Consider the following 26,055-nt stretch of genomic DNA (forward strand, 5'->3'; position numbering starts at 1 on the left):
AAAAAAACAGTGAAAAGTGTCTCCAATGAAGGCTATTGGCGACAAAAGTCAAAAAAAAAACAGTGAAAAGTGTCTCTAAGGAGTGTTGATAGTGAGTTCATAAGCTTATCCTATCCTTCCTCCTAAAAATCAACAATAAACCAAATCAAATCACGTTTTCAAAATTCCTGTATTGTAAAATATACCAATAAAGTGTAAAATTACACTATAAGTAATTTACGGAGTAACTACTTTATTGGTAAAAAGGAGCGAGCATATGGGGAAAAAGGTAAAGTTCATATTATTGTATTTTGGGATTGTACCGCTTGTAGTTTCATTTGGAGAATTAGCAATACTGATGGAGTTTGATCATATCCTTTTAGCGTTATTGCCTGTCTTGATTTTCTTCGGATGCCTTGCTGGGTTTCTAGCTAGTAAACAGCTCCTTAAGCAGGCCAACTTGAAAGACTATCTGATCCTTGTCCTTGTTCCTCTTGCCTATACAGCAGTACTGTGGGCTGTATTTATGCTGATTAGCAACGGGTTTTACGGAGCTGATGCTTGGTTGTTTTATAGTATTTTTCATCTGGCATTCGCACCAATCTATTTTATGGCCATCCTTTTGGGGGAAGGAAGATTATTTCTTTGGGCACCGTTCGCCTATGAGCTTTCCTTTGTTTTAGGAGTATTGTTTGCCGTGTTGAAAAGGAGGACGCGCCCAGCCTTTAATAGAAAACAATTGCAGTCTGTTGTGATGGTGTTTGTGCTTGCAATGGGTACGGGTGCGGCTGTTCAATGGCACCGTAATCAAACGGTCCTGCCATCGTATGGTTTTAAATATGGAGGGGGATATTCTAGTACGGATCTCTATCTTTATGATGTTAACAACCCAGATAATATCCTGCCAAAGCTGAAAACTGCCTCAACCTATACAATCAAAAACCCGAGTGAAATGCCTATTTTAGATGGAGCGGAAGCGGCGTTCCCGGTTTATTCTGCCTTTGCCAATGCAGCCTATGAAAATATCGAAAAGGTTTATCAAGAATACGGGGAGGTCGTCACCTTCACCAATACGATTTATGCTTATGAACGGCTTTTAACAGGAGATGTCGATATATACTTTGGAGCAGAGCCATCGAAAGAACAGCAGCAAATGGCGAAAGAGGCAGGAAAAGAACTGGTTATGACTCCGATTGGTAAGGAAGCGTTTGTCTTCTTTGTTAATCCCGACAATAAGATTGATAGCTTAGCCGTTTCAGAGATTAAAGACATCTACTCGGGAAAAATAAAAAACTGGTCAAAATTCGGCGGCAAGAACGAAAAAATTATTGCCTTTCAGCGCCCCGAAAATTCAGGAAGCCAAACACTGTTGGAGAAAATAATGGGCGATACGCCAATTATGAAGCCTCTGAAAGAAGATGTACCTGAAGGGATGGGCGGGATTATTGAACAGGTTGCTGATTACCGAAACTACGACAACTCGATTGGTTTTTCATTTCGTTTCTTTGCAACCGGAATGAAGGCGAACACTGACATTAAACTACTTGCCATTAATGGGATTGAACCAACTCCTGAAAACATCGCGAGCGGTAAATACCCATTCACCGCCTCCCTTTACGCAATCACAGTGAGGGACAACAAAAAAGTGCGAACAGTCCAACCATTCCTTGAATGGATGCAGGGGCCACAAGGGCAGGGGCTCGTTGAAGAGATTGGCTATATTAGAGTTGGTAAGAAATAGGGTGTAAAATAGGGTGTCAGGCACCGTCCGTGGACACTTCGTCGATTTGTCCACCCGATCTGGACACTTACCGTTAATTTATAGGAAGTATATTATTGTTTGGACAAAAAGTGAGGGGCATTTGGATGCACTTCGCTTTTTATTTTGCTCTTTGTAATTTTGATTTTCAAAAAACTTCGGACATCGCCTTAAGGGACTCTATTTTTGGCACACTTCTTGCATATTAAATGAGTGTAACTAACACTAATTTCATTTAATTCTTTCAGGAGGTGCGTTGTAGTGAATAAAATTATTTCAATAGAGGAAATTTCCTCCATTCTGACAGATGGAATGACCATTATGGCAGGTGGGTTTATGGGGGTAGGTACACCACAAGAACTGGTAACTGCCCTGCTTGAAGCAGATGTGAAGGATTTAACGCTAATCGCAAATGACACCGCTTTCATCGAAACGGGTGTAGGACCATTAATTGTAAACAAACGAGTAAAAAAGGTAATTGCATCACATATTGGCACAAACCCTGAAACCGGCAAACAAATGATTGAAGGTGAACTGGATGTGGAACTAGTTCCCCAGGGGACACTTGCTGAACGTGTTCGTGCCGGAGGGTCTGGCCTTGGTGGAGTGTTGACTCCCACCGGTGTTGGAACTGTTGTCGAAGAAGGCAAAGAAAAAATCATCGTCGATGGCCGTGAATATTTACTCGAAAAACCGCTTCGCGCTGAAGTTGCCATTCTTAAAGCATTTAAAGCAGATAAAGCTGGCAATTTGATTTATCATCGTTCGGCCCGGAATTTTAACCCATTGATGGCCTTAGCAGCAGATCTCGTGATTGTTCAAGTAGAACAAATCGTTGAAGTTGGAGAAATTGACCCGGATGAAGTAATGACACCAGGAATCTTGGTCGATAAAATTTTCATTCAGGGAGGTAGTCGATAATGATAAATACGCTAGTGAATCCAAAACAAGTGATCGCTGCTCGTGTTGCGAAGGAATTGCAAGATGGAGATGTAGTTAACCTGGGGATTGGACTGCCGACTATGGTCCCAAACTACCTGCCTGAAAATGTTAACGTCATTCTCCAATCTGAAAATGGATATATCGGACTCGGGCCTGTAGACGGAGATATTGATCCGGATTTGGTTAATGCGGGTGGGCAGCCTTCGGGTATTAATCCAGGAGGTGCGTTCTTCGACAGCCTTTTCTCATTCGAATTAATCCGAGGAGGACATGTGGACGTAACGGTCCTTGGAGGATTAGAGGTTGATGCAAAAGGCAACCTTGCTAACTGGATGGTTCCTGGAAAAATGGTGCCTGGTATGGGTGGAGCAATGGATTTAGTTACTGGAGCCAAGAAAGTTATTGTAGCAATGGAACATATGGCCAAAAACGGATCATCCAAAATATTAGAACAATGTCGATTGCCTTTGACTGGAAAGGGCGTAGTGGACCTGATTGTGACGGAACTAGCGGTCTTTCGTGTAACAGCTGAAGGATTGGTGCTGGAGGAACTTCAAGATGGTGTCGAACTTGATACCGTTAAGGAAAAAACAGAAGCTGCGTTTACGATCAATCCAGCTATTTTAAAAGCAAAAAACGGTTAATTAATACGGAAAGTGTTCAATTTTTTGCAAATAAAGCAACCTACAACTTATTAGTACAGGAGGGAAAGGTTATGCGTGATGTTGTGTAAGTGCTGTTCGTACAGCGATTGGTAGTTTTATGGGGGCATTAAGTAACACCCCCGCCCCAGAATTAGGTGCGATTGTGATCAAAGAAGCCTTAAATCGTGCAGGTGTAACCGGTGAACAAGTGGATGAAGTCAAAATGGGAAACGTGCTTCAAGCTGGTCTTGGTCAAGGTCCTGCCCGTCAAGCTTCCATCAAAGCGGGTTTGCCAATTGAAGTTTCTTCGATGGCGCGGCTGCCCTAGTTCTGAAGATAGAAAATGAAAAGTAAATCGAGTTTCATAGATTCCGAGGGATTAGGCATTTATCAAATGCTGTTAAAGCCAGTGTTTTAAATAAATCGATTCCGGAAAAACGGAAAATTCCGGATTTTCGGAATCCAATCGCACTGAATTTTCCGAATTTGCGGAATCATAAACGAGAGTATAAAGGGTGGTTTTTGGTAACGTATAGTTATAAACTATTAATTTAGTATAATACTTGTATGATAATAAAGAAAATTTAAATTTTTGAGAAATTAATAACCGATTTTGGCACGGAACTTGCATTTTTTTAAGTGAACTTTATCCTGTAAACGCTTACCTAGAGGATGCTGAAGCTCATACAAAAAGTAAAAAGGGGGATTTAAATGCAATTATTTATTATTCTTTTGTCACTTGGGCTCTTAATGTTTGTTGCCTACCGAGGATTTTCTGTTATCTTATTTGCACCGATCTGTGCACTTTTAGCTGTTGTACTTGTTGACCCAAGCCATGTTTTACCGTTCTTTTCCGGTGTGTTCATGGAAAAAATGGTGGGATTCATTAAATCATACTTCCCAGTGTTCCTATTAGGAGCCATTTTTGGAAAAGTAGTTGAAATGTCAGGGATTGCAGAATCCATCGCTAAGACGATTGTCCGTCTGCTTGGTGCAAAACGTGCGATGCTAACCATTGTATTATTAGGCGCCATATTAACATATAGCGGTGTAAGCTTATTCGTAGCTGTATTTGCAATTTACCCATTTGCTGCTCAAATGTTCAGGGAAGCGAATATTCCTAAACGCTTAATTCCAGGAACGATTGCACTTGGTGCGTTCACGTTCACTATGGATGCCCTGCCGGGAACACCGCAAATTCAAAACGTTATACCAATTCAATTCTTTAAAACAGATATTTATGCGGCACCAACACTTGGAATTATCGGGGCTATTTTTGTCTTAACTCTAGGGCTGCTTTATCTAGAGATTAGAAGGAAAAAGGCAGCAAAAGCAGGGGAAGGTTATTATGGATTTGAAGCCGAAACTGCGGCTGCATTGGATTTAGCTGAATCAAATCAAAAGGACGTAACCGTTCCAGATTTAACGACACATCAATCTGTTTTAAAGCAAATATTAGCGTTTGTACCGCTTGTGCTGGTAGCTGTTTCAAATAAATTATTCATTACCTACATACCAAAATGGTACCCGAACGGTTTTGATTTTTCTGCGATTGGCTTAAAAGCATATACAGTAGATGTTCCTACTGTTGCAGCTATCTGGGCCATTGAAATGGCCTTAGTCGTGGGGATCGTCACGTCACTTGCCTTCGATTGGAAACGTGTGACAGTAAACTTTAAAGAAGGACTAAACCTCAGTATTGCCGGAGCATTGCTTGCAACGATGAATACGGGTGCCGAATACGGTTTTGGCGGTATTATTTCCTCACTTCCAGGATTTGCAAAAATCAGTGACGGGATTTCTAGTACCTTTACGAATCCACTTGTTAACGGTGCTGTTACTACAAGTTCACTAGCAGGTATTACTGGCTCTGCCTCTGGTGGTATGGGTATTGCCTTAGGCGCGATGGCTGATAAATACAATCAGGCAATTACTGCGGCTAATATTCCACCAGAGGTTATGCACCGTGTTGTCGCCATGGCATCCGGTGGTATGGATACACTTCCACATAACGGTGCCGTCATTACCTTGCTCGCGGTTACAGGATTAACACACAAACAATCGTACCGCGACATTTTCGCCGTAACAGTGATTAAAACAATAGCCGTTTTCTTTGTGATTGGTCTTTACACTTTATTTGGGATTATCTAAAGACATTGCGCGTAAATATAGAAGAATAGTTGTCTAGTTATAAAGGAGGATTCTCGTATGACCAAGTCATTAGAAGGAAAAACAGCATTTATTACAGGGTCTGCAAGTGGGATTGGATTAGAAATCGCGAAGGCGTTTGCACAAGAAGGCGCTAAGGTTGTGATCTCAGATCTAAATGCTAGTAAAAGCGAAGAAGTGGCTGCTGAATTAAGGGAGCAAGGATTTGAAGCATTATCGGCGCCATGTGATGTGACCGACGAGGAAGCATTTAAAAATAGTCTTCAGTCAGCTTATAAAGCATATGGCAGTATTGATATTTTAGTCAATAATGCAGGAATGCAGTTTGTATCACCAATTGAGGAATTTCCCACTGAGAAATTTGAATTACTGGTAAAAATCATGTTAACCGCCCCATTTATTGGGATTAAAAATGTATTCCCAATCATGAAGAAACAAGGCTTTGGAAGAGTAATCAATATGGCTTCCATTAATGGTGTGATCGGGTTTGCTGGCAAGGCTGCCTACAATAGTGCCAAACACGGTGTCATTGGTTTGACAAAGGTTGCAGCATTGGAAGGTGCAGCAGACGGAATCACCGTAAATGCTTTATGTCCTGGTTACGTGGATACACCACTAGTAAGAAACCAATTGGGAGATTTGGCTAAAACAAGAAATGTCAGCTTAGACAGTGTAATTGAAGAAGTACTCTTCCCGCTGGTTCCACAAAGAAGGCTATTATCCGTAACAGAAATTGCTGATTATGCGGTCTTTTTAGCAAGTGATAAAGGAAGAGGCGTTACAGGTCAAGCAGTTATTCTAGATGGCGGCTACACTGCTCAATAATTCCAAATAGAGAATCCTATTCGATTGATCGAATAGGATTTTATTATTCTATGAAAATGCTCCCAGTCGCTCAAACAAACGTCTACGTTTGGTATAATTTTAATATCTAATGTGCAAAGGTGGGAAAAGAATGTACCAAGGATTTGAGAAGATCCCCCAAAATTGGCATGAACAAATGATTCATCTATTAGCGGAACGAATCGTAGTCGTCGATGATAATGGTATTATTCTTTATATAAATGAGGCGTATTGCCAGTTTTTAGGAACGACGATTAAAGATGCGGTCAACCGGCCTGTACAGGATGTCATCGAAAATACCCGCATGCACATCGTTGCCAAAACAGGACAAAAAGAGCTTGCTGCTCTTCATCCGATTAATGGAAGTGAAATGATAGCAAACCGTTTCCCAATTATTGAGGATGGTAAAATCGTCGGAGCGGTGGGAACAGTCATGTTTCGTTCCCCTGAGGAATGGCGAATGTATAGAACAAAAATACAGGGTCTAGTAGAAGAATTAAAGTACTATAAAACCAAACTTGAAAAAGAGCTGAAAAGTAAGTACAAATTCAATGATTTAATTGGAAAAAGCTCTACTTTTCTAGCAACCAAAAAACTAGCAGAAAGAATATCAGGAAGCAACTCATCCGTTTTACTAATCGGCGATTCTGGAACAGGCAAGGAATTATTCGCTCATGCCATTCATAATAGCAGCATGCGTGCCTCCTTACCCTTTGTTGCGATCAATTGTGCTTCAATACCTGAACATTTACTAGAATCGGAACTGTTTGGTTATGATGACGGTGCGTTTACAGGAGCAAAGAAAGGCGGAAAGAAGGGGCAGTTCGAAATTGCCAACAATGGTACACTTTTTCTAGATGAAATAGGCGACATGCCACTTTCGATGCAAAGTAAGCTTTTGAGGGTGCTGCAGGAAAAAGAGATTCAGCGAGTCGGAGGTCAAAAGTCTATTACAGTAGATGTGCGAATCATTGCAGCAACACACCGGGATTTAGAGATGCTGGTGGAAGAAGGAAAGTTTCGTCAGGATTTGTATTATCGATTAAATGTCATCAAAATAGAAATTCCCCCTCTTAGAGAACGAAAAGAGGATATTCCGCTAATCTCTCAAAGCTTATTGAAGAAGTTAGAGGGGAAATTTTACCGCAAAGGAATTGAGCTATCTACTGTGGTAGAAGAGAGACTAATGGAGCATTCATGGCCGGGAAACATCCGGGAACTTGAGAATGTCTTGGAACGATCCATCAATGTTCTGGATGGGAAAACGATTGAAATGGTCCACCTGCCATTATACTTACGTGACATGGAACCGGATTTTGTTAAGGGAGCTAATACCCAGAATCTTGAGACGACGCCAAAACCGCTATTACCGATTTTCTCATTAAAAGAAACACTTGCTCATGCCGAGAAGAAAGCCATTTTAAATGCATTAGAGGTGACAAATGGCAATAAGCAGGAGGCTGCTAAACTACTGGAAATTGGGAAAACTAGTTTCTATGAAAAATGTAAATTGTATGCTATTAGATAGTAACAATAATTAATTTGGGACTTCATTTCCAACTCGAAAAGAGTAGGTGGAAGTAAGTCGATCTTGTTAGGGTGTCAGGCACCAGCCGTGGACAAATGTCCACGGCTGGTGCCTGACACCCTTTTTTAAGCTATTCTTATTGGCAGTTCATATTCAATTCATATATTCTTTGTATAATCGAGTTTGTAATTGAGAATGTAGACTTGAAATTAACGTGACCTTTAGAAGGGATGTAAATATATATGACGGAAGTGAAGATTGAGAAGGGCTGGCGCCAATTTATTCGATTGGTTCAGCATACCAATCCATCTAAATTGCTCCTTGGTATCGCTCTTTTATTAAGTGTAGGTACCACAATAGTGGGGCTATTGGTCCCGCTGTTTACAAAAAATCTTATTAATGATTTTTCGATTAGTTCTTTAAGTACGGGTAGGATTATTCTTCTTGTTACTGCGCTTTTACTACAAGCAGTGGCTAGCGGGATATCCATCTATTTATTAAATCATCTCGGCCAATCAGTTGTGGCCGGGATTCGAGACAGTTTATGGAAAAAGCTGCTCGTCTTACCGGTACCGTTTTATGATGAAAATCAAACCGGCGAAACCGTCAGTAGAATGACCAATGATACAGCCGTGGTCAAAGGATTAATTACCGATCATCTCGCAAATTTCCTATCAGGAACCATTTCCATCATTGGTTCGATTGTTGTTTTGCTGCTATTGGATTGGAAAATGGCTTTGCTCATGTTTATAGCACTGCCTCTTGCAGCAGTAATATTAATGACACTTGGAAGAAAGATGCATCAGGTATCAAAAGGGATGCAAACCGAAACAGCACGTTTTACCTCAGTTCTCCAGCAAGTTTTATCAGAAATACGATTAGTCAAAGCTTCCAACGCCGAGGCTATCGAGTATAAGAATGGTAAAAACGGGATCACCCAATTGTTTCAATATGGGTTGAAAGAGGCGAAGATTCAAGCATTAATCACACCCCTGATTGGTTTAGTGATTATGGTATTACTAGTTGTCATTCTAGGTTACGGTGGAATGAGGGTATCATCAGGTGCATTAATGGCGGGTGATTTAGTTGCCTTTATTATGTATCTGTTTCAAATCGTCATGCCAATGGGACAATTAGCTGCCTTCTTTACCCAATTTCAAAAAGCAACCGGTGCCACAGAACGAATTATCGCCATCATGGATATGAACGAGGAAGAAGACCATTCGAATCAGGATGTTCATAATGTGAATCAATCGATCACTGTAGAGGATCTGAACTATTCTTATAAAAATGGGGAAGACGTACTTATGAATATTAGCTTTTCCGCAGAAGCAGGCAAGGTGACTGCGATTGTCGGTCCAAGCGGGAGCGGAAAAACGACCCTATTTTCTTTATTGGAGCGTTATTATCAACCGCAACAAGGCGCTATTCGTCTGGGGCAAGAACCGATTAATCAATTCTCCCTGTATTCCTGGAGAAGTCAAATTGGCTATGTATCACAGGAAAGCCCGATTGTTGTGGGAACGATTCGTGATAATATTTGTTACGGAATGGATAAAAAAATTGAGCAGGCAGATATCGAAAGGGTGGCAAAAATGGCCTATGCGGACCAATTTATTGCGGAACTGCCAAACGGGTATGATACAGAAGTTGGTGAAAGAGGAATAAAGTTATCGGGTGGGCAGCGTCAGAGGATTGCGATTGCTCGTGCCTTTTTAAGGGACCCCAAAATTTTAATGTTAGATGAAGCAACTTCCAGTCTTGATAGCAAATCAGAACGTGTTGTTCAACAGGCATTGCAAAATTTAATGAAGGGAAGAACCACCCTCGTAATTGCGCATCGTCTGTCAACGGTGATCGATTCTGATCAAATTATCTTTTTGGATAAAGGGAAAATTACCGGAAGCGGTACACATGAACAACTTTTAAGAACTCACTCCTTGTATCGTGAATTTGCTGAGCAGCAATTACGGATCAACGAACCTGCTTAATAGAAGGAAAGGAATGAGGATGAATGACAAAAGTTCTAATGGTCGATGATGATGCCAATATTCGCGAACTAATCCAACTTTTTTTAAAAAAAGAAGGGTTCGAACTTTATGAGGCATCAGATGGTGTAATGGCATTACAACTGATGGAAAAAGTAAAGATGGATTTAGCGATCATTGATATTATGATGCCAAATATGGATGGCTGGGAATTATGCAAAGAGCTGCGGGAATTTAGTGATATTCCCATCTTAATGCTGACCGCCAAAGGGGAAACAACACAAAAGCTGAAAGGATTCGAGTTGGGAGCGGACGATTATCTAGTTAAACCCTTTGACCCAATGGAGTTAACCGCTCGAGTTAAAGCATTATTAAAACGGTATAATATAACGGTTTCGCAAACGATTACGATTAATGAATTTAAATTGAATCGAAAAACACATGAAATTTCTTTTAAAAATAAGGAATATACGATTCCGTTGAAAGAATTCGAGCTGTTGTTTAAACTGGCCAGCTATCCTGGAAAAACGTTTTCACGAGAGGTGCTCATTGAAGACATTTGGGGCTATGACTATGAAGGAGACGAACGAACTGTCGATGTTCATATTAAAAGGTTAAGAGAGCGGTTTCCAGAAAGAGAATTCCCGTTCCGGATTCAGACGATTTGGGGATTAGGCTACCGCTTTGAGGTAAAATCATGAAGATTAAGCGCTTTTTTCAACATGTATTTGGGGTTGTCTTTTTCTTTGTATTTGTCTCTTTTGGTTTTTCAGCAGGTTATTTTATTGTCTCTGGCACTTATCGATTATTCGATTTTCATACATCCGATTACCTTCGTCATATGGCATCGGTAATTACTGGTTTATTGACGATGAGCTTAGTTGGTTTTCTTATATCTTTATTCACTCGTTCAAGGCGACGCAATCTCTTTCATGAAGTACTGGATGCTTTAAGTAGGATTTCTAAAGGTGATTTTAATGTATACCTCGATTTAAAGGCTGGTAAAAGAAATCAATTCACGAGTCTGATTGACCATATTAATCATATGGCTAAGCAATTAAAGCAGTTGGAAGAGATGCGGCAGGAGTTTATTTCTAATGTCTCACATGAAATTCAGTCGCCGCTGACGTCGATCATGGGTTTTGCAAGAGCACTTCAATATGGCCAGCTTTCGAGCGATGAAAGAAGTCATTATCTCAGTATTATTGAAACAGAAAGCAAAAGATTATCAAAATTAAGTGATAATCTTCTAAAACTAACTTCCCTAGAATCCAAGCATCATCCCTTTGAGCGACATAGCTATCGGTTAGACCAACAATTACGGACAATTATATTGGCCTGTGAACCACATTGGATTGAAAAGGAACTGGAACTGGATGTGTCCCTCGAGAAGGTCATCATCATTGCGGATGAAGATTTGATGAGCCAGGTATGGACCAATCTGATTCACAATAGTATTAAATTTACTCCCAAGCGCGGAAGTATTCGTGTCCATCTCCAGCAGGTCGATGACAAAACGATCGTGAAAATTTCCGATACGGGGATTGGCATCACGAAAAAAGATCAGATCCATGTTTTTGAACGATTCTACAAAGCAGATAAGGCAAGGGACCGGTCAAAAGGCGGCAGCGGTTTAGGACTCTCCATCGTAAAAAAAATCATCGAAATGCACGAAGGAACCATCTGTGTTGACAGCGAAGAAGGGAAGGGAACCACCTTCACCATTACACTATAAAAGCCATTTTTGTGTTGTTTTGGGTGTCAGGCACCGCTCGTGGACAAATGTCCACGAACGGTGCCTGACACCCTTTTTAAATTTATTGTTCTGATATACATAGGGAAAATCATATTTATAGGAAGATAAGTAAGTAATTTAGGTTATCTAACAATGGAGGAATGAGCGCTCGTGCCAATTGATTGGGATGAAAAGGATAGGATTTTTCATTTGTACAATGGCAAGATTAGTTATTTGATTCAAATTGTCCATGGTAAATATCCCGCTCATTTGTATTGGGGAAAGATGGTTAAGACGCTGCATCCTTCTTCCATTCTGGCGTTTAAAGGCAGGACTTTTTCGCCGACTACCGAACCTTCTCTTCCGCAATTTTCACTTGATACGCTACCACAGGAATATCCCGCTTTTGGGAACGGGGACTTTCGTTCGCCGGCTTATCAGATCCGTTCTGCTGACGGAACTACGGTAACGGACTTTGTCTTTGATTCTTATGAAATTTTTCAAGGAAAACATACGCTCGAGGGATTGCCGTCTGCTTATGTCGAGGATAATTCTGATGCTGAAACATTAGTGCTAACACTGGTAGATTCCATGCTTGGGATCGGGATGAATCTACATTATACAATTTATCGTGATTTTGATGTGATAACGAGATCGGTCTCCTTTGAGCATCTTGGCAGCCATGATGTGGAAATACATAAATGTATGAGTATGTCAGTCGACATTCATCAATCAGATTGGGATTGGCTGCACCTTTATGGAACATGGGGGCGTGAGCGTCACATTGAAAGGCAGCCACTTAACCACGGGATTCAAACGATTTCATCAGCTCGGGGTTCAAGCAGCCATCAACATAATCCTTTTGTTGCGCTGCTTTCAAAAGACACCAACGAAGAATATGGGGATGTATTTGGCATCAGTTTGGTCTACAGTGGGAATTTTCAAGCTTCCATCGAAGTGGATCCTTATCAAACTTCCAGACTTAGCATCGGCATAAATCCCTTTGATTTTACATGGGTGCTGCAGCCGGGGGAAACGTTTCAAACTCCTGAGGCTTTAATGGTTTATTCCTCGGACGGGCTTGGAGGAATGTCCAGGACTTATCATAAATTTCTGAGGGAAAGGGTTTGTCGAGGGGTATACCACGACAAAACACGCCCAATTCTCATTAATAACTGGGAAGCCACCTATTTTCATTTTAATGAAAAAAAACTTATCGACCTTGCGGATGCAGCAAAAGAGTTGGGCATTGAACTGTTTGTATTGGATGATGGCTGGTTTGGGCATCGTGACAATGATAAAAGTTCGTTGGGTGATTGGTTTGTTTTTAAGAAAAAACTTCCGAATGGTTTAAACGGATTGGCTGATTATATCCAAAAAAAGGGGATGCAATTTGGGTTATGGGTCGAGCCGGAAATGGTTTCTCCTGACAGTAATTTGTATCAGAAGCATCCCGAATGGTGTATCCATGTGCCGGGACGGAACCGAACACAGTCTAGAAATCAATTAATTCTTGATTTAAGCCGGGAAGACGTATGTAATTTTTTAATCGAAACGCTGACCGAAGTCTTTAGCAGTGCTAAGATCTCCTATGTGAAATGGGATATGAATCGAAATATGACGGAGGTGGGTTCGGCTGCGCTTCCACCTCATCGGCAAAAAGAAACCGCGCACCGTTATATGCTTGGCTTGTACCGAATTCTAGAAAAACTGACCGAACGATTTCCTAAGATTTTATTTGAAAGCTGTTCCGGAGGAGGCGGTCGCTTTGATCCTGGAATGCTCTATTATATGCCGCAAACCTGGACGAGTGATGATACTGATGCTGTTGAACGGCTTAAAATTCAATACGGAACAAGTCTCATTTATCCTGCCATTACAATGGGAGCACATGTATCAGATGTGCCGAATCACCAGGTCGGTAGAACCACACCGCTTTTAATGAGATGCCATGTGGCGATGGCTGCAAATTTGGGGTTTGAATTAAATATCGACAGGCTGAGTAGTGATGATAAGGAGGTGGTAATGGAGCAAATCAAACGATATCATCAAATCAAGGATATTGTCTGTTTTGGTGACTTATTCAGGCTGTTAAGTCCGTTTGATGGAATGGATTCGGCGTGGATGTATGTTTCACCGAATCAGGAAAGGGCTGCTGTTTTTTACTTTAAAACGTTGGCAACACCAAATCCACCGTTTTTTCGGCTGAAGTTGCGTGGGCTAAAGTCGGATGAGATGTATAGAGTAAATAGGGGAGAACAGGATTATGTGGGCGATGAGCTAATGAAAATTGGATTAATGCTGCCACTGATAAAAAGAGATTTTACCTCGATTATTTACCACATTGAAGCATTCGAAAAGTAATCAAATAAAAAATACGAGCATTACCTTATATATCTCAATTAAAATTCACAATTTTGACATGCCATCTACCTGTGCAAAAAAATATTTTTGGTATATGCTTAAGTAGAAAATATAATAGCAGGCTTAGAGACTTGGAGAAAGCCATAAAAACCCTTGGGAATGATTATTACTATTCCTATGCGTTTTTATGGCTTTTTTGTGTGCAAAAATACCCCTTAAGATGGAGCTGGGAGGATTGGGTATGGGACAAAAACTGGAAACAGAAGTAATAGTAATAGGTGGAGGAATGACGGGAGCAGGAGTGCTTCGCGATCTCTCCTTACGTGACATAAAAGCGATATTAATCGAGCAACAGGACTTGGGACATGGAACTTCCACACGAAATCATGGTCTGCTCCATTCGGGTGCACGATATGCTGTTCGCGATGAGGAAGCGGCAATTGAAAGTTATCGAGAAAACCTAATCTTAAAAAAAACGATTCCAGGTTCAATCGAGCAAACAGGAGGTTTATTCGTAAAAGTTCCTGAAGATGATGTTCAATATATTCAAAAATGGCTGGCGTCTTGTGAAAAGGTGGGTATTCCTGTTGAAGAAATACCTGTTGCCCACGCCTTACAGCAAGAACCTTTTTTAAATAAGGACGTGCAAGCTGTGTATCGGGTCCCAGATGGTGCGGTCGACTGTTTTACAATGGTGGTTGACGTGGTGGCCGACGCGGTAAAACATGGTGCAAAGGCGTTGACTTACCATGAGGTGGTTGATGTTTTAACGGAGCAACACCGGGTCATTGGTGTACAGGTTTGTGACGTCTTTACAGGGGAGAAAAAAGAAATTTTTGCTCAGCTGGTTGTTAATGCAGCAGGTCCTTGGGGGGCGGAAATTGCCCAATTAGCCGGGATTCCCTTAAGAATGATTAATAATAAAGGGATGCTCGCAATTTTTAGCCATCGGATCAATAAGCAAGTCATTAATCGTCTGCGCATGCCCGGAGATGCTGACATTTTCGTTCCGGCCCATAATGTGACAATCTTTGGTACAACTGGAATGAATGTCGAAGATCCGAATGACTTTTCCTTAAACCGACAAGAGCTCGAGGGAATGTTGGCTGAAGGGAAAAAGTTAATTCCAAAGATCAATGAATTACGGTTGATTCGTGCTTTTAGCGGCAGCCGTCCACTATATCAAGAATCGAATGTTGCTGATGCGAGTGGGAGGAATGTTACCCGTGGAGTTGCGTTATTAGACCATCATACACGCGATGGATTGGACGGATTAGTCACGATTACAGGCGGGAAGTTGACAACCTTCCGCTTTATGGCGGAAAAAACAGTCGATTTAATTTGCGAAAAGCTCGGGGTAAGGGCCAACTGCACCACAGACCAGGAAATGGTCCCTCATCGGAACGCTGATGAGTTTTTCAAAGAAGTGGATATGGCTCCTGCTGCAAAACAAAAATTATTTCATTGGGCCGGTACGAAGGCAAAGAAAATTGAATCAGCCTTAAAAGAGAAGCATTCAAATGTTGTCGTTTGTGAGTGTGAGCAAGTAACCTGGGCAGAAATTGAATCAGTCTTACCAGAGGAAGGCCGATTTCATCTAGGGGATATTCGACGTAGAACCCGCTTAGGTATGGGACCGTGTCAAGGAACCTTCTGCAATCACCGGGCAGCTGCACTAGCTGTTGAGAAAGGAAAGACGACGATTGAGGAGGCTGGATGGGCACTTCACCATGCAGTTTTTGAAAGGAAAAAAGGTATGGATGTGGTTGCTACGGGTGAAACCGCGAAGCAATTGCAGTTGATGGAAACGATTTATAAAGTTTCTTTAGGACTCGGAGAGGGGGATTATCAACATGTATGATGTGGTTGTTTTAGGTCAAGGGTTATCGGGATTGATTTCTGCCATTTGGGCAAAAGAACAAGGGTATAGCACGGCATTAGTAGCCACTGGAACAGGGAAAATTATTCAATCAACCGGGGTGATGGACCTAATCCCTGGATCAGTGGAGGGATTAAATGAATGGGCTGAGCTTTATCAAATGAGTAATTTGCAACTATCTCAATTGACAAGAGCAATGGAACAATTTAAAACCTTAACGAAAAAATTAGGATATCCTTACGAGGGTGAAATCGAGAAACTCTCTTCGATTGTTACCGGTTCCGGCCATGTGAAAAAGACAGCACTATACCCTGAGACCATTTCTCCCCTTCCAGAAAAAGGTCATGTTGTGATCGTTGGGTTTGAGGAAGTAGTCGATTTTCAGCCCGCTTATATTAAAGGGAATTTACAAAAGGCTAGACCTCAGCTAACAATTGATGTGTTAAAAATTAAGTTAGAAAATCACTCGCAACGGACGATGACACAATTAGATGCGGCACGGCTATTGGATCAAAAGGGAATTCGGAACAACTGCATCAACCAAATTAAAAGGCGTATTGTTGAAAAGAATATCAGGCAGGGCGATATGTTTATTTTTCCAGCATTACTTGGGGTTGAGCAATGGAAAGAAACAATGGAACAGTTTTCTTTTGAACTTAATGCAAAGATCACGGAGGCACCCGGCATGCCACCGAATACGACAGCCATCCGTCTCTATGAACGTTTGAAAAAAGAAGCAGTAAAATTAGGTGTGAGATTTTATGCTGACACCACCGTTACTGGGTGCACCATTGACGGAGAAGAAATCAAATCGTTAACTATCCATACCGCAAATAGATTGACGAGCCTTAGCGGGAAACAATTTATCCTTGCAACCGGAGGGATTCTAGGTGGTGGATTGGAAGTAACGCCGGAAGGGTTAAAGGAAACGGCTTTACGATTGGAAACAGATGAAAAGGGAGCACTGCTTCATTGTCCAACCAACCTCTACCCAGTAGGTGCAAGCAAGGGTATTCAGGTTACGCAAAACGGTATTACCGGAGGCATTTTTACCCTCTTATCAATCTATGAAATGATCGAACAACTTCGCCAGCAAATGATGTTAGGGGGAACACGTAGTGCTTGAGTTGCAATTTGCTGAATCCACATTTAATAAGTGTCTTAAATGTAATGCCTGTGTTGCAAGCTGTCCTGTTTCCAATACATCGTTGGAATTCGGCGGCCCGAAACATTTAGGTCCTGAGTTAAAAAGGCTTATGGATAATCAACAACTCATCGACGATAAACGAATAGAATTATGTACGTTATGTGGCAATTGCGACATGGCTTGTCCGGAGAATGTCCATGTATCGACGTTGACCGCTTATTTAAAAGCGATTCATGTGGAGAAGTCGGGAACAAAATTCCGTGACTTGGTGTTAAGTAATGCTGAAATGGTAGGAAAACTGGCTTCCGCGTTTGCACCTGTTACGAATCTTGCCATGGGAATGAAACCTGTACGAAAGGTGATGGAGATCGTCATGGGCATTCCTGCAGAGAGGCAATTTCCAAAGTATCGTTTTAATAATTTCAACCGTGTCTATAACAGAAAGTATGCCTTTACTGAGCGCAAAGTTGCTTATTTTGTGGGTTGTTATGCGACTTATAATGCACCTGAAGTAGCAGAAAGCTTCATTAAGGTGATGGAGCATAATGGCATTGAGGTGGTTAAACCCAACCAAAAATGCTGCGGTGTGCCAATGTTCGCTAACGGACAAATGAAACAAGGACTGAAAAATGCAAACGATAATATTAATAGCTTTTTAGAATTTACTCGCCAAGGCTATGATATAGTCGTCACCTGTACAAGCTGCACCCTTGCACTTAAAAAAGAGTATGTAGCATATGTAAAGACAGAAGAAGCAAAAGAATTGGCCGGCCATGTCTATGATGCGGATGAATATTTGCTCATGCTAAAGGAAAATGGAGAGCTTAACATGGAATTTGCTCCAATGAATGATCGAGCAGGATACTATGCTCCATGCCATATGAAAGCACAAGGAATCGGAAATCCGGCCATGGATATTTTAGAGCTAATTCCCGGCTATGAAATTACTGACGTAGGAGCAGGCTGCTGCGGGCAATGTGGCACTTTTGGATTTAAAACGGAAAAATATGATGTTTCGATGAAAATTGGCCGACCGATGGCTGAAACAGTGGAGGAATTGGATGCAGATTATACCGTTACAGAATGTGGAATGTGTAAAAATCAACTTGACCAACTGACTGAAAAAGCGGTTAAACACCCCATGCAAATCGTAGCAGAATCATATGAACGTGAAAAAGTATTGGTATAATATCCGCTTAAACACGTTTCGACATTATCAATCTAAGTAAATCTAATTAAAGACTGTATAGAGGGATAAAAGTGTTATAAAATAATAGAATAAGAGAACGAAGATGAAAGGTGAACAATGGGGATGAGCTTCTTTGGACAAAAGGTGTTACCCGCAATTAGAAAAATAGAAGATGTTGAAAAAATGATGACAAGTAATTATGAGTATCTTGTCATTTTGGATATGCATGTTTCCAGACTGAAACCCATTTTTCAAATGGCTAAGGCCAACCATAAAAAGTTAATTATTCATATGGATTTAATTCATGGTCTAAAAAGTGATGAATACTCCACCGAATTTATTTGTCAGGAATTTAAGCCATTTGGACTGATTTCAACTAAGGGGAGCGTTATTCTGAAAGCGAGGCAGAAAGGCGTAATTTCGGTGCAGCGTCTGTTTTTATTAGACACGAGTTCGATCGAAAAGAGTTTCGCGTTAATCGAACGGACCCAGCCCGATTTTATTGAAGTGTTACCTGGAATTATGCCGAAAATTATTAAGGATATTCGCAATCGAACGCAAAGGGAAGTATTTGCCGGAGGATTTATCGATACGATTGAAGAGGTAGAACAAGCATTTGCAGCAGGAGCAATCACAGTAACAACATCCAAAAAAGATTTATGGAAATATTTTGAGCCAGAAAAGAAAAAGTAATAGAATACTAAATTGTACTCAAAAGACATTCTTTATTTTCATAGAGAATGCCTTTTTATGTTGGTTTTCGGCTACTATAGTAGATTAATATAGGTAAATAATGAGTAAAACATGAAGATTATGTGAATGTGTTGACAGCGCTTTCAGGCAAACGTTATACTAGTGATTAAGTTGATAATATGTGAAGAAGAGCCAGAGACTCACGGAATTCCCCTTTTTTGGGATATTTCTGTGTGTCTTTTTTGTTTTTTTCTGGATTATTTTCAACGGATTAAGATGTTTTTAAAAAAAGAGGAGGTTTATGATGACAGCTTTTTGGGGTGAATTAATTGGTACGGCTATTTTAATTACGTTAGGTGCTGGCGTGTGCGCAGGTGTGAATCTGAAGAAAACACTCTCTAATGGCAGTGGTTGGATTGTGATTACGTTTGGTTGGGGATTTGCGGTAGCCGTTGCTGCATACTCAGTAGGTAAATTTAGTGGCGCCCATCTAAATCCTGCTTTAACCGTGGCGCTGGCGTTTACCGGTGATCTTCCGTGGAAAGAAGTCCCATCGTATATTTTCGGTCAAGTAATTGGAGCAATGATTGGGGCGATAATTATTTATTTCCAATACCTTCCACATTGGAAAGTGACAGAAGATCAAGGGGCGAAGTTAGGTACATTTGCAACAGGTCCTGCCATTCCGCATACTTTTGCAAATTTAATTAGTGAAATTATTGGTACATTTATTCTTGTTTTAGGAATATTAGCGATTGGTGCAAATAAATTTACTGATGGACTAAATCCACTTGTGGTAGGCTTCCTTATTGTTAGTATCGGTTTGAGTCTTGGGGGAACAACAGGATATGCGATCAATCCCGCCCGTGACTTTGGTCCAAGGTTAGCACATGCCCTTCTTCCGATTCCGGGAAAAGGAAGTTCTAACTGGGGATATTCATGGATTCCCATTGTAGGCCCAATCCTTGGAGGAAGTTTGGGAGGATTATTTTATAAAGCGGCCTTTCTCGGTAAAACAGAAATGAGTCTTTGGTTTATAATAGGGGCAATTGTAGTTGTTCTTGCGATCGCTTCCGTAATGGGAAAGAAACCTCAGGAAACGGTCCGCGTAGAAAAAGTCAGTGCATAATTTTAATTAAAGGGAGAGTTTATATATGGAAAAATACATTTTATCATTAGATCAAGGTACAACAAGTTCACGTGCTATTCTTTTTAATAAAGAAGGAAAGATTGTCCAAGTCGCTCAGCAGGAATTTCAACAATTCTTCCCTCAACCAGGTTGGGTAGAACATAATGCAAATGAAATTTGGGGTTCGATCCTAGCGGTAATGGCTTCTTGTTTGGCCGGGGCTAATGTAAAACCAGAACAAGTGGCTGGAATCGGTATTACAAACCAACGGGAAACAGCCGTTGTCTGGGAAAAAGAAACTGGCCAACCGATATATCATGCCATTGTTTGGCAATCCCGCCAAACAGCAGCGATTTGTGAAGAATTGAAAGCAAAAGGATATGATCAATTATTCAGGGATAAAACAGGCCTTTTAATTGATGCTTATTTCTCTGGAACAAAAGTGAAATGGATTCTTGATAATGTAGAAGGTGCAAGAGAAAAAGCAGAACGTGGAGAACTGCTATTTGGAACGATTGATACATGGCTTATTTGGAAACTATCTGGTGGAAAAGCCCATGTAACAGATTACTCCAATGCATCGAGAACATTGATGTACAATATTCATGACCTTAAATGGGATGAAGAGTTATTAGATATTCTTTCTGTGCCTGCTTCGATGCTTCCAGAAGTTCGCCCATCTTCAGAAGTATACTCAGAAACAGTTGATTACCATTTCTTTGGCTGTAATGTGCCAATTGCCGGAGTTGCGGGTGACCAGCAAGCAGCGCTATTCGGTCAAGCATGTTATGATAAAGGAATGGCGAAAAATACTTATGGAACTGGCTGCTTTATGTTAATGAATACCGGAGAACAAGCAGTAAAATCAGAGCACGGTTTGTTAACAACAATTGCATGGGGTATTAACGGAAAAGTAGAATATGCATTAGAAGGAAGTATCTTTGTTGCCGGATCTGCCATTCAATGGCTTCGTGATGGGCTCCGGATGTTTAGAAACGCTGAAGAGAGCGAGAAATTTGCTACTAGTGTAGCATCTACTGACGGTGTTTATGTCGTTCCAGCATTCGTCGGTTTAGGAACACCTTATTGGGATAGTGATGTACGTGGTTCGGTCTTTGGCTTAACACGTGGTACAACGAAAGAACACTTTGTTCGCGCAACGTTAGAATCCCTTGCTTATCAAACAAAGGATGTCTTAACGTCTATGGAGGCGGATTCAGGTATTTCGCTTAAAGCTTTGCGTGTAGACGGTGGAGCTGTTGCTAATAACTTTTTAATGCAATTCCAAAGCGATGTGTTAGATGTTCCAGTGGAACGTCCAGAAATAAAAGAAACCACAGCATTAGGAGCTGCATATTTAGCAGGATTAGCGGTAGGTTATTGGGAAAGCCAAGAAGAAATCGCTACTCAATGGAATATGGATAAAGCATTTACACCAGATATGGCTGAAGAGGATCGAAACAATTTATATACAGGTTGGAAAAAGGCTGTAAACGCAGCTAGGGCTTTTAAATAATCGTAATCTATGGTAAACTATACTTAAGTTAATATTTTGGCGGGAGAAACTCGAGAGGCCACAACAAAGCAATGGATTTAATATCATTGTGATTGTTGTGGCCTCTTTTTTTTATCCCCATTGGAGGTAACCATAGTGGAAATGTTAAAATTCTCGAGTTCAAATAGAAACACAATCCTAAAGGAAATGGCCGCAGAAGAATTTGATGTACTTGTCATCGGTGGGGGAATTACAGGCGCTGGAATCGCATTAGATGCCGTAACAAGGGGAATGAAAACGGCATTAGTCGAAATGCAAGATTTTGCCGCTGGGACATCAAGCCGATCAACGAAGCTTGTTCACGGTGGTCTCAGGTATTTAAAACAATTCGAAGTGAAGATGGTCGCAGAAGTAGGGAAGGAACGGGCGATTGTTTATGAAAATGGCCCACATGTAACTACACCAGAATGGATGCTCTTGCCAATGCATAAAGGTGGAACGTTTGGGAAATTCGGTACATCAATTGGACTACGAGTCTATGACTTTTTAGCAGGCGTAAAAAAAAGTGAACGAAGAAAAATGCTTTCTCCGGATGATACCATTCAGAAAGAGCCGCTGATTAAAAAAGAGGGATTAAAAGGCGGCGGGTATTATGTGGAATATCGGACCGATGATGCCCGGTTAACCATCGAGGTCATAAAAGAAGCGGTCGCTCATGGTGTCAAAGCTGTAAACTATTCAAAAGTGATTGAGTTACTGTATCAAGATGGTAAGGTGATCGGTGCTAAAGTTGAGGATCTATTAACTGGTACCGTTCATGATATTTACGCAAAACACATCATTAATGCCACTGGCCCTTGGGTCGATGCGCTCCGAGACAAAGATCAATCGTTATCTGGGAAAAAACTGCGGCTCACCAAAGGGGTCCATTTGGTGATGGATCAGTCGAGATTTCCCCTTAAACAGGCGGTGTATTTTGATACACCTGATGGCCGCATGGTATTTGCGATTCCAAGGGATGGGAAGACGTATGTGGGGACAACAGACACCTATTATGGCAACGATCCAATTCATCCGAAAATGACGGCAGCTGACCGAGATTACATTATTAATGCGATTCATTATATGTTTCCAACCGTTGTTATCAAGGTGGAGGATATTGAATCAAGCTGGGCAGGGGTAAGACCACTTATTTATGAAGAAGGCAAGGATCCCTCTGAAATTTCGCGAAAGGATGAAATTTGGGTATCAAATTCTGGCATGATTACAATCGCAGGCGGGAAACTGACCGGATACAGAAAAATGGCAGAAACGGTTGTAGACTTGATCGCTAAACAGTGCGGCGAAGCACGCCATATTGGATCTTGCCGAACAAAGCATTTACCTATTTCTGGAGGTCATATTGATGGCTCTCGTAACTTTGCTTCATTTATAGAAAAAAAGGAAAAAGAAGGCGAGTTAAGTGGGTTTTCAAAGGACCAATACCGAAAATTAGTCCATCGCTATGGTTCCAATATTGATCGTATTTTTGAAATTGCAAAAACGTATGACCCAAATAACAAATTTGGCTTGCCGCTAGAGGTGTATGTTCAAATCGTTTATTCCTTAGAGGAAGAAATGGCCGTAAAACCAGTGGACTTTTTTATCCGTCGAACTGGAGCTTTATTTTTTGATATCAAATGGGTAAATGAGTGGAAAGAAGCAATCATTGGCTTTATGGAAGATGCTCTTGGATGGACATTGGAGGAGAAGGCCGCGTTCAAAGACGAATTAGAAACCGCACTAAAGGATGCTATCCATCCGAAACCGACTGAAATGATATGAGTTTATCTGACTTGCAGTCCTAATAGTACGCGTAATTTTTTGGAAGATTGAAAAACTAATTAAACGTTTGATTGAATAATTTATGGGCTTGGAATATATAGGGTCGCCATGTCATATTATTTACCATATCAAACGTTTGACTGTTTTAAAGTATAAAGGTACAGAAATTACCGATGACGATGAAGACGAAGACGAATTTAATTCCGACTTAATGCATTGGAATATTTGGTTTTCAATTTTTCCGAAAAATAAAGAGGAGGAATTCCATGAATACCTTTCTTATCATTGTAAATGTTGCGGTGCTGCTATTACTCATGTTTGGTTTATTTACGATGCAAAAAAAGCATGTTTCTTTTTCCAAGCGTGTTTTTAGTGCGTTGGGTTTAGGAATTATATTTGGTTTTATTATTCATCTCATTTATGGTACGACACATGAAGTGACGACAGGTTCGATTGATTGGTTTAACATAGTCGGGAATGGCTATGTAAAGCTATTACAAATGATCGTTATGCCACTCATTTTTGTTTCGATTGTAGGGGCCTTTACAAAACTAAAATTAACTAAAAATATAGGGAAAATCAGTTTTCTTGTCATCGGCATCCTTCTTGCAACGACGGCCGTTTCTGCCGCGGTTGGCATTGGCTCAGCTTTAGGATTTGGTCTTGACGGGGTTCAGCTAACTGAAGGAGATGCAGAAGCAGCCCGGAATGCCCAGTTAGAGGAGAGAGCTGCAGGGATCGAAAATATGACACTCCCACAGCAAATCATTGAGTTAATCCCAAGCAATCCGTTTCAGGATTTAACTGGGGCCCGCGCAACATCGACGATTGCGGTTGTTATTTTTGCCGTATTTATCGGTATTGCTTACCTTGGAGTTAAGCGTAAGGACCCAGAGCATGGTGAATTTTTTGCAAAGATCATTGATACCTTCTACTCTGTTGTCATGAGGGTAGTCACACTGATTCTTCGTTTAACGCCATATGGTATCTTAGCGATCATAGCCAGGGTTACAGCCACGAGTGACTATGCAGCGATAGCAAAACTAGGTAAGTTTGTGATTGCCTCGTATGTGGCGCTCATTATTGTGTTTATTGTCCATCTTCTCCTTTTATCATTTGCGAAACTAAGTCCTATAAATTATGTGAAAAAAGGGCTGCCAACCTTAACTTTTGCCTTCACTTCACGGACAAGTGCAGGAACATTGCCAATGACCATTAAAACACAAACAAAGGACTTTGGTGTATCCGAAGGTATTGCAAACTTTGCGGGTTCGTTTGGGCTAACAATCGGTCAAAACGGATGTGCAGGCGTTTATCCTGCGATGCTAGCGGTGATGGTTGCTCCAGCGGCAGGTATGGATCCAACAAGTATATCCTTTATTCTAACGCTCATTCTTGTGGTTGCGATTAGTTCGTTTGGTGTTGCTGGTGTAGGTGGCGGTGCAACCTTCGCAGCCTTAATCGTTTTATCAGTAATGAATCTCCCAATTGCGATTGTTGGTCTGCTTATTTCAGTTGAGCCTCTCATTGACATGGGACGTACAGCCCTAAATGTCAGCGGAGCGATGACATCAGGCATACTCACTAGTAAAGTAACAGGCGAGTTTGAAAACGAGGTTTACGAGCAGCCTAATATCGTCGAAGCATAAAAAACGTGAGGCAGGTTCAAGGGCTTTTTCGCTTAGCGGAAGAGTCCTTTTTCTGTTGCAAGAGTTAAAAAATAGGCTGGTCTCCCACATACTTTGAATTTAAAATACTTGAATTCAAGATAAATTAGAGGTACACTGTAAGCATAGGAAATAGTAATCGGTTTAATGGAATGTAAAATAACCATATTAATAAAAAGATTAATTTTTAAAACATTCGTTTACAAATGAATAAGGAAGGGATGAGGAGAAAATGGATAAATTTCATCAGGCACCAAATATATATGTCGGTGAGGTCAATATTAAAGTAAAAAACCTCGATTATGCGCTCACTTTTTATCAAAATATCATGGGCTTTCAAGTATTGGAGAAACTAGATCGTAAAGCAGTCTTAACGACAGACGGAAAAACCCCATTATTAACGCTAGAGCAGCCGAAAGATGTGGTTGCGAAAACAGGACGTAGTTCAGGTTTGTATCATTTTGCGATCTTGCTTCCATCGCGAGCTGATTTATCTGTCTTTTTACGGCATATGATTCAAACGGGATATCCACTGGGTGCTGCAGATCATTATGTAAGTGAGGCGTTATACCTTAACGATCCAGACGGAAATGGGATTGAAGTGTACCGAGATCGCCCTTCTTCAGAATGGCGATGGAACAACGGTTTAGTAGAAATGGCAACTGAAGAGCTTGATGGAAATGGAATTATCGCGGAGAGTGATGTGGAATGGAGCGGTCTGCCGGCTGGCACAGTTATGGGCCACATTCATCTTCACGTATCTAATTTGAAAAAAGCAGAAGAATTTTACACTAAAGGGCTTGGTTTTGAAATTGTTAGTTACTATCCACAAGCTGCATTCCTTTCCACGGGACGTTATCATCATCATATTGCTATCAACACGTGGCAAGGTGAAGGGGCAGCGACACCACCGAAAAATAGTGTCGGCTTAAATTGGTACTCACTCGTTTTCCCTGATGAAGCAGCAAGAGAGAATGCGATTAAACAGCTAAAGCAATTAGGTGCGCAGATATCGGAAGAAGCTGATTTCTTTGTAACGGAAGATCCTTCAGGAAATCAAATTCGATTAGTTTTATAAATG

Annotated in this window: 19 protein-coding genes and 1 pseudogene; all 20 read left to right on the top strand. The window is 41.0% G+C overall.

Annotated elements, in window-relative coordinates; all coding sequences use genetic code 11:
* Window positions 1-256 precede the first annotated feature (256 nt).
* The 20 genes and pseudogenes from J7E67_RS24545 to J7E67_RS24640 all read left to right on the top strand — a co-directional run bounded on the left by J7E67_RS24545 (window position 257) and on the right by J7E67_RS24640 (window position 26,052).
* A complete protein-coding gene (locus J7E67_RS24545) occupies window positions 257-1,720 on the top strand; it encodes a PstS family phosphate ABC transporter substrate-binding protein (protein ID WP_214714169.1) in 1,464 nt (487 codons plus the stop codon).
* 279 nt (window positions 1,721-1,999) lie between these two features.
* A complete protein-coding gene (atoD, locus tag J7E67_RS24550; protein ID WP_214714167.1) occupies window positions 2,000-2,659 on the top strand; it encodes an acetate CoA-transferase subunit alpha in 660 nt (219 codons plus the stop codon).
* On the top strand, window positions 2,659-3,324 hold the full coding sequence (locus J7E67_RS24555) for a 3-oxoacid CoA-transferase subunit B (protein ID WP_251026973.1): 666 nt from the start codon (window positions 2,659-2,661) through the stop codon (window positions 3,322-3,324). Before atoD ends, J7E67_RS24555 begins: the two co-directional genes overlap by 1 nt.
* 85 nt (window positions 3,325-3,409) lie before the next feature.
* A pseudogene (locus J7E67_RS24560) lies at window positions 3,410-3,637 on the top strand (thiolase family protein); the annotation flags it as partial.
* A 398-nt stretch (window positions 3,638-4,035) separates the two neighbouring features.
* Complete coding sequence (locus J7E67_RS24565) at window positions 4,036-5,475, top strand: GntP family permease (RefSeq protein ID WP_214714163.1); 1,440 nt, start codon at window positions 4,036-4,038, stop codon at window positions 5,473-5,475.
* Between the two features lie 57 nt (window positions 5,476-5,532).
* A complete protein-coding gene (locus tag J7E67_RS24570) occupies window positions 5,533-6,318 on the top strand; it encodes a 3-hydroxybutyrate dehydrogenase (protein WP_214714161.1) in 786 nt (261 codons plus the stop codon).
* Between the two features lie 130 nt (window positions 6,319-6,448).
* Complete coding sequence (locus J7E67_RS24575) at window positions 6,449-7,864, top strand: sigma-54 interaction domain-containing protein (RefSeq protein ID WP_214714159.1); 1,416 nt, start codon at window positions 6,449-6,451, stop codon at window positions 7,862-7,864.
* 242 nt (window positions 7,865-8,106) lie between these two features.
* The gene (locus tag J7E67_RS24580; protein WP_214714157.1) at window positions 8,107-9,855 is read left to right on the top strand and encodes an ABC transporter ATP-binding protein; all 1,749 of its coding nucleotides are present in this window, start codon (window positions 8,107-8,109) and stop codon (window positions 9,853-9,855) included.
* A gap of 23 nt (window positions 9,856-9,878) precedes the next feature.
* Window positions 9,879-10,553 carry a response regulator transcription factor gene (locus tag J7E67_RS24585; RefSeq protein ID WP_214714155.1) on the top strand — a complete coding sequence of 225 codons (675 nt, stop codon included), beginning with the start codon at window positions 9,879-9,881 and terminating at the stop codon, window positions 10,551-10,553.
* Window positions 10,550-11,587 (top strand): sensor histidine kinase, encoded by a 1,038-nt coding sequence (locus J7E67_RS24590; RefSeq protein WP_251026974.1) that lies wholly within the window; start codon window positions 10,550-10,552, stop codon window positions 11,585-11,587. The genes J7E67_RS24585 and J7E67_RS24590 overlap by 4 nt, the downstream gene beginning before the upstream one ends.
* Window positions 11,588-11,758: 171 nt before the next feature.
* The gene (locus tag J7E67_RS24595) at window positions 11,759-13,951 is read left to right on the top strand and encodes an alpha-galactosidase (protein ID WP_214714153.1); all 2,193 of its coding nucleotides are present in this window, start codon (window positions 11,759-11,761) and stop codon (window positions 13,949-13,951) included.
* A 241-nt stretch (window positions 13,952-14,192) separates the two neighbouring features.
* Window positions 14,193-15,812, top strand: a complete 1,620-nt coding sequence (glpA, locus tag J7E67_RS24600) for an anaerobic glycerol-3-phosphate dehydrogenase subunit GlpA (RefSeq protein WP_214732999.1) — start codon at window positions 14,193-14,195, stop codon at window positions 15,810-15,812.
* Entirely contained in the window at window positions 15,805-16,956 is a 1,152-nt protein-coding gene (locus J7E67_RS24605) for an FAD-binding protein (RefSeq protein WP_214714149.1), read from the top strand. The genes glpA and J7E67_RS24605 overlap by 8 nt, the downstream gene beginning before the upstream one ends.
* Window positions 16,949-18,166 (top strand): anaerobic glycerol-3-phosphate dehydrogenase subunit C, encoded by a 1,218-nt coding sequence (locus tag J7E67_RS24610; protein ID WP_214733000.1) that lies wholly within the window; start codon window positions 16,949-16,951, stop codon window positions 18,164-18,166. The genes J7E67_RS24605 and J7E67_RS24610 overlap by 8 nt, the downstream gene beginning before the upstream one ends.
* Before the next feature lie 123 nt (window positions 18,167-18,289).
* Complete coding sequence (locus tag J7E67_RS24615) at window positions 18,290-18,859, top strand: glycerol-3-phosphate responsive antiterminator (protein ID WP_214714145.1); 570 nt, start codon at window positions 18,290-18,292, stop codon at window positions 18,857-18,859.
* Window positions 18,860-19,163: 304 nt separating this feature from the next.
* Window positions 19,164-19,988, top strand: a complete 825-nt coding sequence (locus J7E67_RS24620) for an MIP/aquaporin family protein (RefSeq protein WP_214714143.1) — start codon at window positions 19,164-19,166, stop codon at window positions 19,986-19,988.
* Window positions 19,989-20,013: 25 nt separating this feature from the next.
* Window positions 20,014-21,504 carry a glycerol kinase GlpK gene (gene glpK / locus J7E67_RS24625; protein WP_214714141.1) on the top strand — a complete coding sequence of 497 codons (1,491 nt, stop codon included), beginning with the start codon at window positions 20,014-20,016 and terminating at the stop codon, window positions 21,502-21,504.
* Window positions 21,505-21,645: 141 nt separating this feature from the next.
* Window positions 21,646-23,307: a glycerol-3-phosphate dehydrogenase/oxidase gene (locus tag J7E67_RS24630; RefSeq protein ID WP_214714286.1), complete on the top strand. Its 1,662-nt coding sequence runs from the start codon at window positions 21,646-21,648 to the stop codon at window positions 23,305-23,307.
* A 266-nt stretch (window positions 23,308-23,573) separates the two neighbouring features.
* The gene (locus J7E67_RS24635) at window positions 23,574-24,956 is read left to right on the top strand and encodes an L-cystine transporter (RefSeq protein WP_214733001.1); all 1,383 of its coding nucleotides are present in this window, start codon (window positions 23,574-23,576) and stop codon (window positions 24,954-24,956) included.
* Between the two features lie 250 nt (window positions 24,957-25,206).
* Entirely contained in the window at window positions 25,207-26,052 is an 846-nt protein-coding gene (locus J7E67_RS24640; protein WP_214714138.1) for a VOC family protein, read from the top strand.
* Window positions 26,053-26,055: the final 3 nt, after the last annotated feature.

The organism is Bacillus sp. ISL-46, from assembly GCF_018613205.1.

Excerpts from the sequence above, each read along its gene's own strand:
- J7E67_RS24545 (WP_214714169.1), top strand. The coding sequence starts at position 257 with ATGGGGAAAAAGGTAAAGTTCATATTATTGTATTTTGGGATTGTACCG.
- J7E67_RS24555 (WP_251026973.1), top strand. The coding sequence starts at position 2,659 with ATGATAAATACGCTAGTGAATCCAAAACAAGTGATCGCTGCTCGTGTT.
- J7E67_RS24565 (WP_214714163.1), top strand. The coding sequence starts at position 4,036 with ATGCAATTATTTATTATTCTTTTGTCACTTGGGCTCTTAATGTTTGTT.
- J7E67_RS24570 (WP_214714161.1), top strand. The coding sequence starts at position 5,533 with ATGACCAAGTCATTAGAAGGAAAAACAGCATTTATTACAGGGTCTGCA.
- J7E67_RS24575 (WP_214714159.1), top strand. The coding sequence starts at position 6,449 with ATGTACCAAGGATTTGAGAAGATCCCCCAAAATTGGCATGAACAAATG.
- J7E67_RS24580 (WP_214714157.1), top strand. The coding sequence starts at position 8,107 with ATGACGGAAGTGAAGATTGAGAAGGGCTGGCGCCAATTTATTCGATTG.
- J7E67_RS24585 (WP_214714155.1), top strand. The coding sequence starts at position 9,879 with ATGACAAAAGTTCTAATGGTCGATGATGATGCCAATATTCGCGAACTA.
- J7E67_RS24590 (WP_251026974.1), top strand. The coding sequence starts at position 10,550 with ATGAAGATTAAGCGCTTTTTTCAACATGTATTTGGGGTTGTCTTTTTC.
- glpA (WP_214732999.1), top strand. The coding sequence starts at position 14,193 with ATGGGACAAAAACTGGAAACAGAAGTAATAGTAATAGGTGGAGGAATG.
- J7E67_RS24605 (WP_214714149.1), top strand. The coding sequence starts at position 15,805 with ATGTATGATGTGGTTGTTTTAGGTCAAGGGTTATCGGGATTGATTTCT.
- J7E67_RS24615 (WP_214714145.1), top strand. The coding sequence starts at position 18,290 with ATGAGCTTCTTTGGACAAAAGGTGTTACCCGCAATTAGAAAAATAGAA.
- J7E67_RS24620 (WP_214714143.1), top strand. The coding sequence starts at position 19,164 with ATGACAGCTTTTTGGGGTGAATTAATTGGTACGGCTATTTTAATTACG.
- glpK (WP_214714141.1), top strand. The coding sequence starts at position 20,014 with ATGGAAAAATACATTTTATCATTAGATCAAGGTACAACAAGTTCACGT.
- J7E67_RS24630 (WP_214714286.1), top strand. The coding sequence starts at position 21,646 with ATGTTAAAATTCTCGAGTTCAAATAGAAACACAATCCTAAAGGAAATG.
- J7E67_RS24635 (WP_214733001.1), top strand. The coding sequence starts at position 23,574 with ATGAATACCTTTCTTATCATTGTAAATGTTGCGGTGCTGCTATTACTC.
- J7E67_RS24640 (WP_214714138.1), top strand. The coding sequence starts at position 25,207 with ATGGATAAATTTCATCAGGCACCAAATATATATGTCGGTGAGGTCAAT.